The sequence below is a fragment of the Microbulbifer maximicatervae (SeqCode) genome, from assembly GCF_052468095.1.
In genome coordinates this window covers 5174063-5193479 of the sequence record NZ_CP174332.1, presented here as the reverse complement: position 1 = coordinate 5193479, position 19417 = coordinate 5174063, and the positions used below count along the sequence as shown (strand labels likewise).

The 19417-nt window shown below is 49.3% G+C and carries 18 protein-coding genes; 5 read left to right on the top strand and 13 right to left on the bottom strand.

Going from position 1 to position 19417, the window contains the following annotated elements:
- Positions 1-104 precede the first annotated feature (104 nt).
- Both metK and ACJJIL_RS23095 read right to left on the bottom strand, forming a co-directional pair.
- Positions 105-1325 (bottom strand): methionine adenosyltransferase, encoded by a 1221-nt coding sequence (metK, locus tag ACJJIL_RS23100; protein ID WP_282930687.1) that lies wholly within the window; start codon positions 1323-1325, stop codon positions 105-107.
- Positions 1326-1397: 72 nt separating this feature from the next.
- Positions 1398-2354: a metalloregulator ArsR/SmtB family transcription factor gene (locus tag ACJJIL_RS23095; protein WP_108734975.1), complete on the bottom strand. Its 957-nt coding sequence runs from the start codon at positions 2352-2354 to the stop codon at positions 1398-1400.
- A 258-nt stretch (positions 2355-2612) separates the two neighbouring features.
- On the opposite strand from ACJJIL_RS23095, the gene tkt reads away from it, so the two are divergent.
- Positions 2613-4613, top strand: a complete 2001-nt coding sequence (gene tkt / locus ACJJIL_RS23090) for a transketolase (protein WP_444934474.1) — start codon at positions 2613-2615, stop codon at positions 4611-4613.
- Between the two features lie 109 nt (positions 4614-4722).
- Positions 4723-5727 (top strand): type I glyceraldehyde-3-phosphate dehydrogenase, encoded by a 1005-nt coding sequence (gene gap / locus ACJJIL_RS23085; RefSeq protein WP_444934475.1) that lies wholly within the window; start codon positions 4723-4725, stop codon positions 5725-5727.
- A gap of 43 nt (positions 5728-5770) precedes the next feature.
- Here the strand turns inward: gap and ACJJIL_RS23080 are convergent, their stop codons facing one another.
- On the bottom strand, positions 5771-8197 hold the full coding sequence (locus ACJJIL_RS23080; protein ID WP_445360845.1) for a YncE family protein: 2427 nt from the start codon (positions 8195-8197) through the stop codon (positions 5771-5773).
- Positions 8198-9256: 1059 nt separating this feature from the next.
- Positions 9257-10399, bottom strand: a complete 1143-nt coding sequence (locus ACJJIL_RS23075) for an aminopeptidase (protein WP_445360844.1) — start codon at positions 10397-10399, stop codon at positions 9257-9259.
- Between the two features lie 71 nt (positions 10400-10470).
- Between ACJJIL_RS23075 and ACJJIL_RS23070 the strand changes: the two genes are divergently transcribed.
- Together ACJJIL_RS23070 and ACJJIL_RS23065 are read left to right on the top strand one after the other, a co-directional pair.
- Positions 10471-10704, top strand: a complete 234-nt coding sequence (locus ACJJIL_RS23070; RefSeq protein ID WP_413663788.1) for a hypothetical protein — start codon at positions 10471-10473, stop codon at positions 10702-10704.
- Between the two features lie 110 nt (positions 10705-10814).
- On the top strand, positions 10815-10988 hold the full coding sequence (locus ACJJIL_RS23065) for a DUF3149 domain-containing protein (protein ID WP_282930681.1): 174 nt from the start codon (positions 10815-10817) through the stop codon (positions 10986-10988).
- 308 nt (positions 10989-11296) lie between these two features.
- Here the strand turns inward: ACJJIL_RS23065 and tatC are convergent, their stop codons facing one another.
- The 8 genes from tatC to ubiE form a co-directional block, all read right to left on the bottom strand.
- A complete protein-coding gene (gene tatC, locus ACJJIL_RS23060) occupies positions 11297-12046 on the bottom strand; it encodes a twin-arginine translocase subunit TatC (RefSeq protein ID WP_413663789.1) in 750 nt (249 codons plus the stop codon).
- Positions 12043-12636, bottom strand: coding sequence for a Sec-independent protein translocase protein TatB (gene tatB / locus ACJJIL_RS23055; RefSeq protein WP_282930679.1), 594 nt, complete (start codon positions 12634-12636; stop codon positions 12043-12045). The genes tatC and tatB overlap by 4 nt, the downstream gene beginning before the upstream one ends.
- A 29-nt stretch (positions 12637-12665) precedes the next feature.
- Positions 12666-12929 carry a Sec-independent protein translocase subunit TatA gene (tatA, locus tag ACJJIL_RS23050; protein ID WP_444892350.1) on the bottom strand — a complete coding sequence of 88 codons (264 nt, stop codon included), beginning with the start codon at positions 12927-12929 and terminating at the stop codon, positions 12666-12668.
- 88 nt (positions 12930-13017) lie between these two features.
- Positions 13018-13350 carry a phosphoribosyl-ATP diphosphatase gene (locus ACJJIL_RS23045; RefSeq protein WP_282930677.1) on the bottom strand — a complete coding sequence of 111 codons (333 nt, stop codon included), beginning with the start codon at positions 13348-13350 and terminating at the stop codon, positions 13018-13020.
- Positions 13351-13357: 7 nt separating this feature from the next.
- Positions 13358-13750 carry a phosphoribosyl-AMP cyclohydrolase gene (hisI, locus tag ACJJIL_RS23040; RefSeq protein ID WP_282934621.1) on the bottom strand — a complete coding sequence of 131 codons (393 nt, stop codon included), beginning with the start codon at positions 13748-13750 and terminating at the stop codon, positions 13358-13360.
- Between the two features lie 51 nt (positions 13751-13801).
- A complete protein-coding gene (gene ubiB, locus ACJJIL_RS23035) occupies positions 13802-15412 on the bottom strand; it encodes a ubiquinone biosynthesis regulatory protein kinase UbiB (RefSeq protein WP_445360843.1) in 1611 nt (536 codons plus the stop codon).
- 2 nt (positions 15413-15414) lie between these two features.
- Positions 15415-16044 (bottom strand): ubiquinone biosynthesis accessory factor UbiJ, encoded by a 630-nt coding sequence (locus ACJJIL_RS23030; protein ID WP_413663791.1) that lies wholly within the window; start codon positions 16042-16044, stop codon positions 15415-15417.
- Positions 16045-16099: 55 nt separating this feature from the next.
- A complete protein-coding gene (gene ubiE / locus ACJJIL_RS23025) occupies positions 16100-16849 on the bottom strand; it encodes a bifunctional demethylmenaquinone methyltransferase/2-methoxy-6-polyprenyl-1,4-benzoquinol methylase UbiE (RefSeq protein ID WP_108734987.1) in 750 nt (249 codons plus the stop codon).
- A 123-nt stretch (positions 16850-16972) separates the two neighbouring features.
- Between ubiE and ACJJIL_RS23020 the strand changes: the two genes are divergently transcribed.
- Positions 16973-17785, top strand: a complete 813-nt coding sequence (locus ACJJIL_RS23020) for a CHAD domain-containing protein (RefSeq protein WP_444906875.1) — start codon at positions 16973-16975, stop codon at positions 17783-17785.
- Between the two features lie 55 nt (positions 17786-17840).
- Here ACJJIL_RS23020 and ACJJIL_RS23015 read toward each other — a convergent pair whose 3' ends face one another.
- On the bottom strand, positions 17841-19403 hold the full coding sequence (locus ACJJIL_RS23015; protein ID WP_445360842.1) for an alkaline phosphatase: 1563 nt from the start codon (positions 19401-19403) through the stop codon (positions 17841-17843).
- Positions 19404-19417 lie beyond the last annotated feature (14 nt).

The window sequence follows — 19417 nt, the reverse complement described above, 5'->3', positions numbered from 1 at the left end:
ATTCATCGTTTTTGAGTCCAAAAATTATCTGCTTGCCGAGTGGTACCCAGCATATTTTGTATGCCCGCGCTTTTGGCGCAGGCATGAATATTTATTTCTGAAACTTAGAGGCCGGCTTGGGAGCGAAGCGCATCCGCCTTGTCGGTTTTTTCCCATGGGAAAGCAGTAAAGCTCTCACTGCGTTCCTGGCCATTGCTGTCGATCCAATTGTAAGTGTGGGTAAACGGATCGCGACCAAAGTGACCATAAGCTGCGGTCAACTGATACATCGGGTGCAACAGGTCGAGGGATTTGGAGATGGCGTAAGGACGCAGGTCAAAGTTTTCACGCACCAGCTCTACCAGCTTATCCTCTGGTACCAAACCGGTTCCAAAAGTATTAATTGCTACGGAAGTCGGCTCGGCGACACCGATGGCGTAGGAAACCTGAATCTCACAGCGCTTGGCCAAGCCTGCAGCGACAATGTTCTTAGCCACATAGCGACCCGCATAAGCGGCAGAGCGGTCAACCTTAGAGGGGTCCTTACCGGAAAACGCACCGCCGCCATGGCGAGCGGAGCCACCGTAAGTATCGACGATAATCTTGCGCCCGGTGAGACCGCAGTCCCCAACTGGCCCGCCAATAACAAAGTTGCCCGTCGGGTTGATATGGAACTTGGTGTCTTTATGCAGCCATTCCAGCGGCAAGGTGTTGTGAACAATCAGCTCCATCACTGCATCGCGCAGATCTTTTTGGCTGACATCCGGGTTGTGCTGGGTTGAAAGAACAACCGCATCGATCGCGCAGGGGCGACCCTGTTCGTCGTAACGGAAGGTCAGCTGGCTTTTTGCATCGGGGCGCAACCAGGGAAGCAGACCGGATTTACGCACTTCAGCCTGGCGCTCAACCAGACGATGGGAATAGTAGATCGGCGCAGGCATAAAGGTGGGGGTTTCGTTGGTCGCATAACCAAACATTAACCCCTGGTCCCCAGCACCCTGATCTTCCGGCTTAGCGCGGTCTACACCCTGTGCGATATCCACAGATTGTTTACCGATCACATTGATAACACCACAGGTCTCACCGTCATAACCCACGTCAGAAGAGGTGTAGCCGATATCGGTGATAACTTTACGCACCAGCTCTTCCAAGTCCACCCAGGCAGAGGTGGAAATCTCGCCGGCAATAACAGCAATACCGGTTTTCACCAGGGTTTCACAGGCAACCCGCGCCTGCTTATCACGGGCCAGTAGAGCATCCAATACAGCATCGGAAATCTGGTCGGCAATTTTATCCGGGTGCCCCTCAGATACGGATTCTGAGGTAAACAGTCTGTATTCACTCATTTTGAGGTCTCCATTGTCCCGCCGCAGCGGTTGAATATCTTTTAACTTCAGGCTGTGCCTGACAAACCCCCGTCAGGGCTTAATAAACTCTCTTATCTGGATCTGAAAGCCGTTGCGCAGGGCGCTGTAAATACTGCGCCCATCTTGTAAGCCAGCAGTCGCGGCCCAGTCACTCAACTGCTCTGGAGCAAAACCCAGCCATAAATCTCCGCAGGCCTCTCTGGCCCAGTCCTGGCTGTGTTCTTGCAATTCTGCAATTAAAAGCTGCCCGCCCTTTTTTAGGGCGCCGTGCAAATCGTGAAAAATTTGTGCCGGGTCAGGAGTGTGGTGCAGCACCATGTTCACCACGATGGTGTCGGCACTGGCCGGCCGTGCCGCAGCAGCGCGAGTATCGCTACAGACAAACTCGATATTTTTAATACCCTGTTCATCGGCAAAAGATTGGGCCCGCTCCAACATTGCAGAAGACAGATCCAGTGCTGTCACTGTCGCGAAACGCTGAGCCAACTCCTGTAGAAATTCACCTTCTCCAGGCCCAACTTCCAAGGCATGACGGCCAGGTTTGAGCAGCTGAGCCACCTGTGGTCCGTATACGTCATAGCTGGCAATCAATTCCTGCTGCTCGCGAAAGCGGTTGCCGTAATCGGCAAAGAAACGTCGCGATGCTTCCGCTCTCTCCTCAGAAATCCGGGATACCGCCTGCACCCGCACATCGGCCAGAGGCAAATGATCCAGGTTTGTAAATAGCTGTGCCAGCAGTGGAGTAGCTGCAGTGCGCCGGTAGAAAAGGTTATTACCTTCGCGGTGCTTGTTTACCAGACCTGCCTGGGCGAGCACTTTCAAGTGATGACTCAGGGCCGGTTGGCGCAAATCAAAGATTCGGCACAGCTCTAAAACACTGTAAGAATCCTGGCTAAGCAGGCGCAAAATTTCGAGCCGCAGGGGATCTCCGGCGGCTTTCAGGGTCAAGGCCAACTGAGGAATTGCCTCGGCTGGACTCAGTTCGGGTGCTGGCTCATTTTCAGACATGGGGCGAAGTCTAGCAGGGGAGCACACCTATATCAAAATGTTTTGATATAGCTTTATTAAATATTTTTGATATAGATGTTAATGGCGCCGCCTAATGCATAGAATTAGAAGTTTGTTGCAGCACTCAACAACAAATCCCCCACCAAAGCTTTGCGCGGGGCCGCCCTTTACGGGAAAATACGCCACCATTTTGTTGTTGCGGGAATCTGCCGGCAGAGCAGCGCCGCACCCTAGCTAAGAAACCAGAGAGCTCTTCTTATGTCTTCTACTCCCTCTCGCGCTGAAAAGGCCAACGCCATTCGCGCCCTGTCCATGGACGCGGTCCAGAAAGCCAAAAGCGGCCACCCCGGTGCGCCCATGGGTATGGCGGATATCGCCGAGGTGCTGTGGAATGACTACTTAAAGCACAACCCGGCCAACCCCAGCTGGGCCGATCGCGACCGCTTTGTACTGTCCAATGGTCACGGCTCCATGCTGCTTTATTCCCTGCTGCACCTGTCCGGCTATGATCTGCCGATTGAAGAGCTGCAGAATTTCCGCCAACTGCATTCCAAAACTCCGGGCCACCCCGAATACGGTTATGCCCCTGGTGTAGAAACCACCACCGGCCCACTGGGCCAAGGCATCACCAACGCTGTTGGTATGGCAATGGCAGAAAAGATAATGGGTGCCCAGTTCAATCGCCCCGGCTACGAACTGGTAGACCATCACACCTATGTATTCCTGGGCGATGGCTGCCTGATGGAAGGTATCTCCCACGAAGCCTGCTCCCTGGCCGGCACTCTGGGCCTGGGCAAGCTGGTCGCCTTCTATGACGACAACGGCATCTCCATTGATGGTGAAGTGGAAGGCTGGTTCACCGACGACACGCCCAAGCGCTTTGAATCCTACGGCTGGCACGTAATCCCCAATGTGGATGGCCACGATTCCGCCGCTATCAAAGCCGCTATTGAAGAAGCTCGCTCTGTTACTGATAAGCCCACCATTATTTGCTGCAAAACCGTGATCGGCTTCGGCTCCCCGAACAAACAGGGGCGCGAAGAGTGTCACGGTGCACCGCTGGGTGACGAAGAGATCGCCCTGGTTCGCGAAACCCTCGGTTGGGCCCACGGCCCATTTGAAATCCCCGAAGATATCTACACTGGCTGGGATGCCAAAGCCAAAGGTGAAGCCCAGGAAGACGAGTGGAAAGATATCCTGGCCGATTACCGCGAAGAATTCCCGGAGCTGGCAGCCGAATTTGAGCGCCGCATGAGCGGTGAACTGCCCGCAGATTTCCTCAGCAAAGCAGATGAGTACATCAAAGCCTGCCAGGAAAATGCAGAGAAGATCGCCTCTCGTAAAGCCAGCCAAAACGCTTTGAATGCCTACGGCCCGCTGCTGCCCGAATTCCTCGGCGGCTCCGCCGACCTGGCTGGCTCCAACCTCACTATCTGGTCAGGCTCCAAAGGCGTCAGCGCCGAGGATGCCTCCGGCAACTACATCTATTACGGTGTGCGCGAATTCGGCATGAGCGCCATTATGAATGGTATCGCTCTGCACGGTGGTTTCGTGCCCTACGGCGCTACCTTCCTGATGTTTATGGAATACGCCCGCAATGCTGTGCGCATGGCCGCACTGATGAAGCAGCGTGTGGTCTTTGTCTACACCCACGACTCTATTGGCCTGGGAGAAGACGGCCCGACTCACCAGCCGGTAGAACAGCTCAGCGCCTTGCGCGCCACTCCGAACCTGCACACTTGGCGTCCCTGTGACGCCACTGAATCCGCAGTGAGCTGGAAGATGGCTATCGCGCGCAAAGAAGGCCCCAGCACTATGGTCTTTAGCCGTCAGGGCCTGGCTCCTCAAGACCGCGACAGCGTACAGCTGGCTCAGATTGAGCGTGGTGGATATGTACTGTCCGACTGCGAAGGTGCTCCTGAAGCCATTATTATTGCCACTGGCTCCGAGGTAGAGCTGGCGATGGCGGCCCAGGAAAAACTGGTTGGCAAGAAAGTTCGCGTTGTTTCCATGCCCTGTGCCGAGTTGTTTATGGAGCAGGAAGAGGCTTATCGTGAGTCCGTACTGCCTTCTTCTGTACGTGCACGAGTAGCGGTAGAAGCGAGCCACAAAGACTACTGGTATAAGTTTGTCGGTTTCGATGGCGCTATTATCGGTATGGAAACCTTTGGCGAATCTGCCCCTGCCGGCGACTTGATGCGCTACTTTGGTTTCACTGTGGACAATGTGGCTGAAGCGGTAGAAAAACTGCTGAAGTAATACTGTTCTCTCCACTGAATATCATTTAGGTATCAACCCCCTGCGGCACTGGCTCAGCGCCGCGCGGGGACGCTGAGCTGACATTTTTTCTCCTGCCTGAAGTTGTGCTATGACCACTAGAATTGCCATCAATGGCTACGGCCGTATCGGCCGCTCCGTTTTACGCGCACTCTATGAGTCTGGCGCCCGCGATAGCTTACAAATAGTCGCCATCAATGAACTGGCTGACTGCGACACCATTGCACACCTGACAAAGTACGACTCTGTCCACGGCCGCTTCTCAGGCGAAGTTTCCGTGCATAAAGATGTCCTTGTGGTTAACGGAGATTCTATTGCCGTAACTCATTACGAGCAGTTAGAAGATCTGGATTGGCGACGGGATCAGGTAGATATCGTACTGGAATGCACCGGCAGCTTTAAGCAGCGACAAGGCGCGGAGTTGCACCTTACCGCAGGAGCCAAGAAAGTATTGTTTTCCCAACCCGCCAGCCGGGATGTCGATGCCACGATTGTTTACGGGGTGAACGACCATATTTTGACGGGCAAGGAACGGGTAATTTCGGCAGCCTCCTGCACGACTAATTGCAGTGTGCCAGTTATCGCCGCCCTGGATAAAGCCTTCGGCATTGAGGCCGGGGTCATTACCACTATTCACTCTGCGATGAACGATCAACCGGTAAGTGATGCCTATCACCATACTGATTTGAGAAAAACGCGTTCAGCGATAACCTCTGTTATCCCAGTTGATACGGCTTTGGCACGCGGTATTGAGAGAATACTACCCAATCTGGCAGGTAAATTTGAAGCCCAGGCCCTACGCGTTCCCACAGTCAATGTTTCTGCTATCGATTTATCAGTCTCACTACAAAGAGAAGTAAGTCGGGAAGATATTAATGCTTTATTAAAATCAGCTTCTGAGTCTGAGTTTAATGGTGTACTTGGCTTCACCCAAGAACCCCTCGCATCCTGTGACTTTAATCACGACCCCCGTTCGGGGATTATTGATGCAGGCCAAACTCGTGTAGCGGGGAATCGCTTAGCCAAGATTCTGATTTGGTTTGATAATGAATGGGGATTTGCCAATCGGATGTTGGATGTAGCGAAAATCTTATGAAAGTAATAGAGGGGTTACCCCCCTATTACTTCATTTTTAAAGCCTATTTAGAAATAGTTACTTCATCAGAATCTTCAGTTAAATCAAAGCTATGTTGAATAATTTTATATTTAGATGAACCTATAAGCTGATTTTCAGAGGTAAAACCAATATCAAAAACTGAGGAGATTTGAGATGCAGAGCACTCAGATGTTATCGGGTCAAGCTTTAGTAGCCTGCGAGCAACAACATATATACTGGCGTCAAATTCATTGAAAATAACCTGATCTAAACCCTCATAAGGATTCAGATAATCATCTCCATAAATCGAATTACATTTTTCAGAAAGAATTTTCCTATCACCCGAATCAATATTAACCTCGAAGACAACCCCCAAAGTATCATCTGACACATAAGCAGTGTTTTTTGATTTATCTATATCAATTCCAAGTATAGCTTCAAAACCCTCCCCTTCGCCTTTAACTTCACTCTTGGATATTAGTGAGCGCGTTCCGCTATTCAGATCTATCGCTATTATTGCATCGGGATAATTAACCGCGAATAATCGATTACCATCTTTATCCAAGGCCGCACTTTTTAGTTCATAGATCAGAGGGCCAGTGGCTATAGAATTATCGGTTAAAATTTTAAACTCTTCGTCTTCAATATGCTTTTTTAAAATTTTATCGTTAAATATGAGATAGATAAAATTTGATTCTCGATCAAAAACAACATCTTCTATTTTTAAATAACCATAATCATCTTCATCAGGATAAAGTTCCGCTAAAACCTCTCTATCAGAAGTATTAAGATTAACCTTATACAACCTCGCAGGATTACCAGAGTCAGTGCCAAATAGTGTATTACTCTCTACATCAAGATCAATCTCAGAAACAAAACCCAAAGGAGGTCCTGAACCTAGACCATTGGTAATAAGAGTTGACATTAACCCACTATCAATATCTATTTCTTTTATAGTATCAAAAGCTCTCCCAACAAGACTATTATTTCTTGCATTAAACTGTAGCCCCCATAGTGAGTGAACTAGAAATTTTTCATTAACAGCTTGCAAATCTATACTTAAAACCTCATGTCCATCCACAAGAGAAATGGCTTTAAGATATTTATCTACTAAATAGTAAACCAAATTATTTTCTTCTGCATAAGTGAAGCTTAGAAATCCATCTTCTTCTAAATTAAAATATTTGAGATAACTATCGCCATCAAAAGACAGCAGCCCCATACTTAAATCTCTATTATTTCGAAAATAATAGTTATTTAATATAAGTAACCCATGAGGAGTATACCTAATAGATACAGGGGCAATATTCAGACCATCAATAAGAGCATTATTTACAACGACCTCAATTGCCGAGGAATTTGGTGCTAACTTGACGAGCTTATGTTCAATTTCTTCCCGTGAATTAAGATCATTAGGGATAGCCTGATAAGCAAAATAAATAGAATCTTCAGAAGAAGAATAAGTAAAATTATTTCGACCATTATAATTTAAATACCAGTTATCCGTATCGTACCCCAGAAGATAGTTTTTCACTACATCTATATTACCACTTCCCATATCAATAGAGTAAATGGTGGCAATATATTGATGGCTATCGTCATTTTCTATGATAGATACGGCATTTAAATTCCCACTATTTGGATTATAGAAAAAAGCATCAAATTCTTCTTGAATTTCAAGTGGTATAACCTTTCTCTCCCTAGAACTTATATTATAAATGACTAAATTAAATTTATCATATCCATACTCTCTAACGATATATGCAAGTTCGTTACCTTCTGAATTAATCACAAAATAATTAGGAATTTGAGAATCATCAAATGTAATTTGAGACTTATCGGCATATTGGTCAAAATTACCTAAAGAATCCAGGCTAGAAACTGTTATTTCTGTATCAGCTTCTTTACTGACCTGCACCCAAGCAGACCATTTGTAACTATTTAAAATCTCATCTGAAGAATTTTCACTAGTATATTTTTTTAAATCCGCTTCTACACCATTAACAACTATTGAAGTAACTTCATGTTTATCCGTTACAACTCCGCTAGTAAAAACCCAGTTATTTGCCGTTTTAGACTTATTCCACGGAAATATGATTTTGGCTATTGGAGGAGAGTGGTCCCCTGTATCTTTAATTTCTACACTGATTGTACAGTTTTCAAAAATTGATTCTATTTCATATTTAAGCTCCTCAAGATCACCATCACAACCGCTTATATCACTGATAATATGTCCTGGCTCAACAGAAATATTAAAAGTAGCCCGGCTTCCCTTTTGAAGAGTAATTGTTTCTGGTTCTATAGTGCCATTGCCGTCTATAATAGTAGATATAGTAAAATCTTGTATAACTGGCACATCCTCTTTGCTGGTTTTATCCCCACTTCCACCACCGCTGCAAGCAGCTAGAGCCCATATAAAAATAAAAGCAAAAAATAATTTTTGAAAATACTGCAAACTCATATGAATCAATTGAATTCCGTTTAAAAATACTAATGTTTTCCAATTTTAGGCTTAGACTCCCAAAAAATGATCACACTATAGTGCTAAATGAGCTGACTGAGCCTAAAAGAACAATATCAGATAAAAGACCTCAATGGGCATAACTATTACGCTCCATCTATCGCACTACGGTTTGATCCGCGAAATAAGATATCTCTCGCGAACTTATTATTTGCAACCCTTATGGTACCTTGAGTACCCTAGACACTACAAAGGTGATAAAGAGCTTCTTGATACATCAAGCTTAAATTTCCCAAGAAAAAATATATTAACCACCTGCTGAAGAGCTGTAAATCTCACATAAAACACTGGTCAATTGCTACTTAAGCAGAGTACAAACTCGATTTTCTTTTCAATGATTTACCATTAAATCGACAGATTTGACTGGAACCTTCAATTACTTTGAAAAAGCAAACATATAGTAAGCGGGCAGCTTCATAGATGGGAATAAAATTTTCCCAGAGCTCATTGATATCTACCGGAGACCGGCGATTGCTGATAAATATAGAGGTGGATCAATGAAATAGCGACACTATTTTTGGTTAAAATGGCTGTCTGGTTACATCAGTTAAGTAAAAATCCAAATTATTTCTCACTCATAGATTTTCAAACAAGAACAAGAAAAGTTAATTTGCATATTTTCAATTAACACAATATTAATCTTTTGAGGCGCCTCTTTTTAAAAGAAAGTGGAAACTTTCATGCCACCAAAAAATACTGACATATATTAGTAGGCATGATATACAATAAAAAGCTTTTAAAGTATAGAAAGTGCACTATAGAGATTTAGAAATAAACACTCAATTCCGTTTCTGCATACAGGTTTTGCTGACTTATTAACGAGAATAAATATCTACTGGCCTAACACCAGTGCATCTCTAACCCAAAGACCAAATACTTAAATTAGTAAAAATAAATAAAAGTGTCTATAGACGCTTAAATAGCGTAAAAATTATCGACTTTAATAGTATGAGACTACAGGATGACTTTTCACTCATACAGAAAATAATTTATTTATAACGAATAATTTCAAATTTGAGCGTCATTATGTATACAGGCCTCAGCATCAAAAACAACTACTTTGTTTTGTTCATTACTTGCCTGCCTATATTCAGCAGCCAACTGCAACAGGCTCTGCTCTCTATCTTCCTTGTCAAGCTCACCCAATCTTTCAGCCGCATTATAAAAATCTTCCCAACCATTACTATCAATATAAAGCTGACGAAAAGCTGGAACTAAAGATTCATATTCTGCAGCCAAAGCCAAAGTAGCATTATTGGTTTTCTCTATATAGGCCTGGTAGCGCGCGGGGTAAGACCACTCTGCTGCCATACGCCAATAGCAACGCCTCAATCGACTCAGAATTTCCTCCTTTTCTTGGCGCTTTTCCTCGTCTGGCAAGTTGGATTGGTAAACTGGTTGAAGCTCTTTACGCGTCGCTGTCATTAACTGTCGTACCGCCAGTGCCTGAGCCTTAGTCTCCTCAGCAGAACTCGAGAGACCTTGGCTACGAAGCCAATCAGGTAGGGCAATTTCGGACACTGCTGTAGCAAAGCTCTCATTAAAGCGGGTATCACCCGGCACATAAACTCTACTGTGGGCCAACTCATGAAATAAGAGTCCGGCTAGTCTCTCCGGTGTCCAATTCACAAAGCTTGATAACACAGGGTCATTAAACCAACCCAGGGTGCTGTAGGCCGGAACGGCTCCCAGGTAGACATCGTAACCCTGGTTCCGCAGGCTATTTGCTTTGGCCATAGCCGCTGATTTGCGGAAGTAGCCCCTATAGCTAGCGCAACCAGCTATGGGGTAACACCATCGTTTGGGGCTCAGGGAAAACTCTGGTGCGGCCAAGACATTCCATATCGGGTACTCATCATCGAGCTGAACATAGGAGCTATAGGCTTGCCCCACTGGTAGTTTTAACTCCTGTGCTGCATAGGCACGGATTTCCTGAACGAGCTGTAATTGCTTCTGGAGTTGATCACTGGCATTGCCGTCTTGAACCAACTCTTCAATCGGCTGCCGGGCAGAGAGTATCCGCAATTGACCGCTTGCAGCCTGGAAGTAATAGCCCGCAGTCTCGCACCCGTAGAGCCCTAACAATACTAATACGAGCAGCCAAACTCTGGGGCGCGCTAAAAACCTAAGATCAGAAATACTGATATACACTCTTTTTCCTATTAGTATTTTTCTTAGAGAAACCCACCAGTCAAACGATTCCATGTGCAGAAGGTTATTCCATGTCACCAGTGGCAGCCGTCTTAACAGTATTTGCCCTGGTTTTAGGTGCTGTTGCCTGGTTGCGACTGCTATTTATTGGTTTTAGTCGCGACCCCTTGTCGGGGCTGATAGCACTATTTATGCCACCTTTGGCGCTTTTGCTGCTTCTGCCTGACAGGCGAGAAAATAGCGATCTTTATTCTTTATGTGGCGCGTCCTTACTCTGCCTGCTAGCAGCCCTGACCCTGCGTTGACCAACCCGTCGTTCTTACAATAAGTCGATCCAGCTTGATTTAGGTCAAGAGATTTCCATTACAGCTCCCTAGACTGCATAGGTGAAGCATTAGCCTATTTGGAGAGAAAAATGGATGCTTTAATTGACCTGTTTACCAGCTTTTCTGGCCTTCTCAGCTTGGCCGTTATTGCCTTTATATTCCTGATGGCAGCGTTTTTCGTTCGCTTGGTTCGCAACAATGTTGAAAAAGCTGTTGCCGAGCAGGAACGCATCGCAGCACAAGCAACCGGTTCCAATAAATAGCTAGGCTTCCATCGTTGTTGTAAGCAACCAAGCACAAGCTAGTTTAGCGTTTATCTCTCGATCTGGTATCTAATAGCGGGCTTTCTACAGCCGGTAGGGTGGTCAACCTCCCTGCAGCTGGGAAATAACCGTGTAATAAAGCTTCTTGTCATGGAAGAGGTGGAGTTGATGCTACTGAGAAGAGAGTGCGGCGTTGTACCCGTATAGCTAGCGCTCTCAGGTGAGTAACCCTATCGAGAGCGCAACTGCAATACCTCAAGCGCTGCTTGTGAAGCTAACCGCTGAAAGCCCAGTGGTGACTTTTTATCTCAGGTAGCAGGCTTATCTTTGGGTGAAGACTTCATCCAACGCCCAAATAAAATGCCAATCTCAAACAATAGCCACATGGGGAAGGCCAATAAGGATTGGGAAATTATATCCGGCGGTGTCAGTAGCATCCCAATTAAAAAGCATCCCACAATCACATAAGGGCGCTTGCTTGCCAGGGTCTTGGCATCCACTACCCCACTCCAAATCAGTAGGACTGTCGCGATAGGGATTTCAAAAGCAAAACCAAAAGCAAAGAAAAGCTTCAGCACCAGATCCAGATAACTGCGCATATCTGGCATTACCTTAATATCTTCTGGAGCAGTTCCAACAAAGAAATCAAAAAGAAGGGGAAAGACCACAAAATACGCAAATGCAATGCCGATATAAAAAAGTGCGACGCTACTAATTAATAATGGAATAGCAATACGTTTTTCATTTTTATACAGTCCCGGGGCAATAAATGACCACACTTGGTAAAGCACAAAAGGGATTGCAATAAAAAAAGAAACTATAAAGGTCGTTTTGAACGGGGTAAGGAACGTGGAAGTCACCTCTGTAGCGATCATTCCAACATCACCCGCCAAACGCTCCTGTAGTGGGTGGGCAATAAAATTATAAATTTCAGACGCAAACGGCATCAAGCAGACAAATAAGACCAATACGACTAAGAGGATTCGCAGTAGGCGATCACGCAGTTCGATCAGGTGGTCGATAAAAGGCTGATGTTTATCTTGGGACTGATCGCTCATGACTGGCTATCTTTTTCCTGTTGCGATGTTTTCTTCTCGCCTTGTTTTTCTTCTTCATCTTCATCGATGTTTTCAGGGTGGTCCGGGTTTAAATCCGGGTCCCCAAAATCATGCCAATGCTCCGGGTATTCCGGATCCTGTAACTCCTCGGCAGTTTCATCCTGTTCTGGTAAATAATCCTCCTGCTCTGCACGAGGATGAGCAGGTTCTTCTATCGCCTTTTCAGGCTTTGGTGCCTCAGGATGATTTACTCCAGCTGCCTGTTTTTCTACTGGTGTCCCTGCAACTTGTGGTTTTTCAGGCTGATTAAGCGCGTCGTGAACTTCCTTATTGGCTTCGCTAAAGGTTTGCTCCATCTCACGACGACTCTCCTCAATCTCACGCATAATGCGCTCGTTGTGAAGTTCACGCCGTATATCATCGGCTCCAACCTCTCGCTCCAATTCTTCGCGAGCACTATGTAAGGTCCGCTTCAAACCGGACCACCAGCGGGAAGTGGTACGCACCGCATCGGGCAGTCGCTCAGGGCCAACCACCAACAGGGCCACGGCAGCAACTACCAATAGTTCTAAAAAGCCGATATCAAACACAGAGTGACACTCGCCTTAGTCGTTGCCGATTATTTGTCCTGAGACTGTTTATCTTTATTTTTGACAGTACTGTCTTGGCCTGGCTTCTCTTCCTCATCGTGCTTGAGACGCTCGACATCTTTGTCTTCATCAGCATCCTTGGATTTGTCTTCATCCTTAACCGCTTTGCGGAAACCCTTAATTGCGCCCCCCAAATCGCCTCCGAGGTTTTTCAAACGCTTGGTTCCGAACAGTAGCAAGACTATGACCAGGACAATCAACAACTGCCAGATACTAATTCCACCGAATCCCATAATTGTCTCCATTACATTCAATAGGATGGCTTGAGTTTCTTACCGGGCACTCCCGCCATCAGGGGTGGTGCCACAAGTGATTCAAATTTTACTTAGTTCGCGCCGCTTTCTCTTCCAGGCCAGAAAGACCAAATCGGCGCCCAAGCTCTCGAACCACGTCCTGAGAATCAGCGCCCAAGTGAGATAGCATGACCAGCGAGTGAAACCATAGGTCCGCTGTCTCGGCAACCAGGTCTCGATTATCGCCACTACTCTGTGCGTCTTTTGCTGCAAGAATAGCTTCAGTGGCTTCTTCACCGACTTTTTCCAAAATCTTGTTCAGGCCTTTGCTATGTAGACTGGCCACATAGGATTCAGAAGCATCACTGCTATTTTTACGGCTTTCCAACACCGCATCGAGCTGTTGCAGCACATCTTTCATAATTGTTTCACTTATAAATGGACTTCGGGTCCTGAATCACCGGCTGATTCACCTGCCACTCTTCATCTTGAAGGAGGTGATAGAAACAACTACTGCGTCCGGTATGACAGGCGATTCCACCTTCCTGCTCGACCAACATTAATACGGTGTCCCCGTCACAATCCAGACGCAATTCACGCACCTTCTGCAGGAAGCCGGAGGTTTCTCCTTTGCGCCACAGGCCCTTGCGGGATCGGGACCAATAGACTGCGTAACCCTCACTGGCAGTGAGCGCCAGCGATTCCCGGTTCATCCAGGCCATCATCAACACCCGCCCGGTTTTGAAATCCTGGGCAATCGCAGGAACCAGGCCATCACTGTTCCAGCTGACTTTATCGAGAAAACCGGCCTTTGCTTGAATTTGAGTCAATGTCTAACAATCCTTAGAAGTTCCAGTGTAGGCCGAAGCGCCCTAGGGCCACAGCAGTAGCACTAGTGCAGCAACGCCCAGTACCCAACCAGTCGGCGGCAACTGAGCCAGCCATTCCGGTTTACTGACGGCGATGGCGCCAACACCCAACACAACTCCGGCGACCCGCCGAATATATTGGCGCAAGCCTCGGCGTTGCGAGTCCGCCAACTGCTCGCCAATTACCTCTAACTGGGGCGCCAGTTCCCGCGACTGCTCCAGAGCTGAGTACACCAGCTGTGGCATCTGCGGGAATTTCTCAAGCCACTCCGGACCGTAGCGCTTTATCTCACCCACAATTGTTTTGGGGTGGATTCGATCGCGCATCCAGCGCTCTAAAAATGGATGAGCAGTCTTCCACAGATCCAGCTGCGGATAAAGCTGTCGACCCAAACCTTCGATATTCAACAGGGTCTTTTGTAACAGTACCAGCTGTGGCTGTACCGCCATATCGAATCGGCGCGCAGTCTGGAACAGACTGATCAACACCCGAGCGAAGGAAATCTCTCCCAGGGGTTTTTCAAAAATGGGCTCACAGACCGAGCGAATAGCGGACTCAAAGGCATTGATCGGCGTGTCGGAGCGAACCCAACCACTTTGCACGTGCAGCTCCGCCACCATACGGTAATCGCGGCGGAACATCGCCAGGAGATTGCGCGCCAAATAGTACTGATCTTCCCGTGTCAGGCTACCGACGATTGCGGTATCAATCGCAATATATTGCGGGCGCTGCGGGTGCTCCCTGGAAACGAAAATGTTGCCCGGGTGCATATCCGCATGGAAGAAGTTGTACTCGAATACCTGCTTAAAGAAGATCTCAACACCGCGCTCAGCCAGTAGCTGCATATTGGTGTCCTGGGCGCGAAGCTGGGCCAGATCGGTGACGGGGATACCGTCGATACGCTCCAACACCAGGACATTTTCACGGGTGTAATCCCAGTGCACTTCGGGGATATACAACAGCGGGGAGTTGGTAAAGTTGCGGCGGAGCTGGGTGCCGTTGGCCGCTTCACGAGTTAGGTCCAATTCACCTTCAATCGTGTGCCGATAGTCCTCAACCACCTCCACCGGGCGCATGCGGCGCCCTTCGGGCACAAAGCGTTCAATTCCACGAGCGATCACCCCCAGGAGCTTCAAGTCTTCCTGGATTACCTCATCAATGCCCGGGCGCAGTACTTTGACGACCACTGATTCGCCGCTCTTTAATTCAGCCGCATGCACCTGTGCAACTGAAGCCGCTGCCAGTGGCTGCTGATCAAATTTGGCAAAGACCTCATCCACCTTGGCACCAAGGGCTTCTTCGATCAGAGCCGTGCACTGGTCACTGGGGAAGGGCGGCACCTTGTCCTGTAAATAATCTAATTGCTCGACAATATCTGGCGGCAGCAGGTCGGGACGAGTGGAGAGAAGTTGGCCGAATTTAACGAAAATGGGGCCCAGCTCTTCCAAGGCTCGGCGCAGCCTTTCGCCCCGTGGCATCTTGGACTGCGGCAGCAACTTCACCGGAAGTAGCAATCCCCGCAACCACAGTGGGCGCTCCTCGGCTGGCAATAATTGATCGAGACGATAGCGCAGAAAAACCCGCGCGATTGTGAGACTTCGACGAACAGGCAAAACTACTCAGCCTCCCTGCGGGAAAACTTTTCTTCCAGCAAGCGTACGCGCGCCTCGAGCCGTTCAGCAGCTAGAGAGGCCTCGGCCAGGTCTTCGACAAATGCTTCGAACTGGGCCTGGGGCGGGGTCAGCTGCCACTCCTCACTGATAGCCTCCGCCGCCACTTCAGGCGCCCGATTCAGGTTGCCTCCCAACCAGCGGGCAGCATCGCGCAGGACATTGCCAATTGAGTGGGCGGGAATATCGCCAACCACTTGTGCCAGCGGCGCTTCCCAATCGATATCCAGGTCACTCAAGATCCATTGCAGTTCTGCCAGCAGGGCACTGGAGCCGCTCACTGACACCCCCAATCCGGCAGGAGTTGCATCCGGGTCTTTGATCAGGCGTACAAAAGACAGCGCTGAACCGCTTAACTGGGTGGTAACTTCCCCCTCCCAGTGCTGGCGCACCCGCACCTGGTCACCCTCGATACACAGGCAAAACTGTAGTTGCGGGGCGGTTAAATCCAGCGCCATGGTTTTCCCATCCAGTGCGGAAAGGCGCTCGCGTGTCGCCGGGTCATACTGGAGGGCAGCATTAATTGTGGTTTCCAGCGCGGCATCAAATCCCGCGCGAAAAGTGGGGTCGCTCATGGCGGTTTACGGCCTCGTGCCTGCGCTCAGAGAAAAAATAGGCTTATGCAGTTTTTCAGGGCTTGATGCCCCGGTGCAAGGCGACAATTCCGCCGGTCATATTGTGGAATTCACAATCGACAAAACCGGCATCCGCCATCATCCCCTTGAGGGTTTCCTGATCTGGATGCATGCGGATACTCTCCGCCAGGTAGCGATAGCTGTCCGCATCATTGGCAACCAGTTTGCCCATAAATGGCAACAGGCGGAAAGAGTACTGATCGTAGACTTTCTCCAACAGCTTCGACTGGGGCTTGGAAAACTCCAGCACTAACAATCGGCCACCGGGTTTCAACACGCGCAACATGGAGCGCAGTGCCAGGTCCTTATCGGTGACATTGCGCAGGCCGAAAGCGATCGTGATGCAATCAAAGGTATTGTCCGGGAAGGGCAGGTACTGGGCATCTGCCTGCACCGGTACCACGTTGCCGGCGATTCCCCGGTCGAGCAGGCGATCGCGACCCACTCGCAACATCGATTCGTTGATGTCCGCCAATACTACCTGGCCGCTGGCCCCCACAATGCGGGAGAAGCGCGCGGTGAGGTCACCGGTACCCCCGGCGATATCGAGAATACTTTGGCCCCGTCGGGCCCCGGACAATTCGATGGTGAAACGCTTCCAGAGGCGGTGAACGCCTCCAGACATCAAGTCGTTCATTACATCGTAACGGGCTGCTACAGAGTGGAACACTTCTGCCACACGACCGGCCTTTTCTTCCACCGGCACTTCCTGGTAGCCGAAGTGGGTGGTCTTGCGATCCTTCATGCTATGCCTGCTGAGCGAAAACTTTAAAAGGCCATTGTACATTGCCGGAGCCAGTGGGGCACCGCTTGAAATCAAGCAGAGCGGAAACCACTAAAATTTAATGGGATCACCCGGGACTGTTCTATGAGCTACCAATTCCAATGTGAGTCTCCTTTTCCCGAGCAAATCAAATCTATCGCCCAGGCAGAAGTAACGGCGGCAAACGGATACTTGCTCCGCAACGGAGGGGAAACTGCCGTCCACGAACTGCGCAAACGCTGCAAGAAAATTCGCGCGCTACTGCGCCTGGTCCGCCCACAAATCGGTAGCACTTTTCAGCGCGAAAATACCCACTACAGAAAATTGGCAAACACTCTCGCCCACACCCGCGACCTCACAGCACTGCGCATCGCTTTACTGGGATTGGCACCGCCACATCACTTTCACCGGTTACACCATCTCCTCGACGAACTGATCCAGGCAGAGCAAAACCACTCAGCGGTTCAAGCGGCATTGAAACTCCTCGATAAAGGTCAAATAAGAATTCCATCGTGGCCGCTTGAACAGCTCGGCTGGCATGATGCGGAAGCCGGTTACCTGCGCGGCTACCGAAAAGCCGCAAGCGCATGGCGTAAAGTGCGCAGGCACAAAAATGCAAACCGCCTGCATCTATTGCGTAAAAGAGCCAAGGATCACTGGTACCAGAGCCGCTTATTGAGGAAGCGTTATCCGCTCACTGTGGGCGAGCGCTGTAAGTCACTAAAGGAGTTGGGAGAAGTTCTGGGTGATTGGCGTGATCTCCATTTGCTGGCACGGCTGGTAATCACTCAGGGAGACAAGCTGCAAAGTGAGTTTGGCACGGTGCTAAAAATTATCCGGCACCGACAAAGCCTACTAATGAAAAAGACCGAAGCGCTCTGTGAGGTGCTTTTCTCCAAGCCTCAATTCAAGATCTAACCGGGGAAAGTGTCGGTGTGGATGAACATGCCATCCACACCGACAGCTGATGGAATTACTGTTCCAATAATCCGCCAGCGCGTGCCATTACGTGAAACAGGAAGTTTTGTTCGTTGGTGCCGCTCACCAGGTGCGCACCCGGTCCGCGCGCCCAAACACCCACATCCTCACCGGCGTGGGATTCACTGCTCATGGGAATCAGGGCATCCTGCTGGTAATCCAGGGCGGCAGTGTCTGTGCTCACCAGGCTCGGACGCGCTCCGCTATCACCGGCACTGTAGCCCGGGCCATTAGCATAGCTCAGAGTCGTGTAGGGCAGGCCATCTTCCGCCAGGGCATGGGAGGTTTCCGCTTCGCCATGGCCGTCATTGCCAATCACTTTTCCGAGAATGGGGTTACCGCGAGTGGGGTAGCCGGCGATAGTCATCACGTGGCTGTGGTCCGCAGTAACAACAATCAGGGTGTCTTCTGCACTGGTATTATCCATGGCGTACTGAATCGCTTCTGCAAATTCCACCGCATCGGTCAGGGCGCGATAGGCGTTGCCGGCGTGGTGACCGTGGTCGATACGACCGGATTCCACCATCAGGAAGTAGCCGTCCTCATTTTTCTGCAACATCTCGAGACCTTTGGCGGTCATCTCTGACAGGGAGGGCTCACCGGCTTTGTCGTCCTCGCGAACGGCTTCATATTCCATGTGTGAGGAATTAAACAGGCCGAACAGCTTGTCAGTTGCAGAAGCGTCTACGGCTTCAAAAGCAGTGGTGTCTTCAACGTAGGCAATATTGTTTACACCATCGTCGTAACGGGCCTTCCATTCATCCACCAGGTTACGCCCATCTTCACGGCGCCCCGCTTCACCTTCAATATCGGTAATATCGGTGGGCAGGAAGTTGCGACGACCACCGCCCATTACCACATCGATACCATCACCGGCTTCAAACTCTATCAGTTGAGCGGCGATATCGGTACAGCCATCCGGGGCTTCTTCCTCCCAGCCGCGCTCAGGTACTTTGGCATAAGTAGCCGCCGGAGTGGCGTGGGTGATACGCGCGGTACTGATAATACCGGTGCTCTTGCCCAGGTCTTCAGCCAGCTCAATTGCCGTCGTCAGCGGGTACTCGAGGCTGGCAGCACAATCGCCGCGCGCAACATTTTCGGCAACACTCAATACACCGGCCTTGGTTTTAACACCGGTTACCAGCGCGGTCATGGTGCCGGCAGAGTCCGGGGTTTGCTGGTTGGTGTTGTAGGTTTTAACCAGACCGGCAAATGGCATCTTCTCAAAGCTCAGCTGGTATTCCTCACCATCGAGGCCCTGCTGCTGACCCGCCAGGATACGGGCGGCGGTCACTGTGGAGATACCCATACCATCGCCAACGAACAGGATAATGTTCTTGGCCGCACCGGGGGTGTTGTTGATTTCTACAGCGCTCGCTTCTTCGACCGCCTGCTGGGCTTCCTGGAACCAGCTACTGTTGCTCTGAGCAGAGGAAACACCGACATGCTCCTCTTCGGGTAATTCCACTACGTCGTCAGAGTTTGAGTTGTCGTCGCTACAGGCGGTGGCCAGTAGGGCGACAGAGAAAGCCAGTACTGTTTTCTTAAAATGTCTCATGGTGAATTACCCCC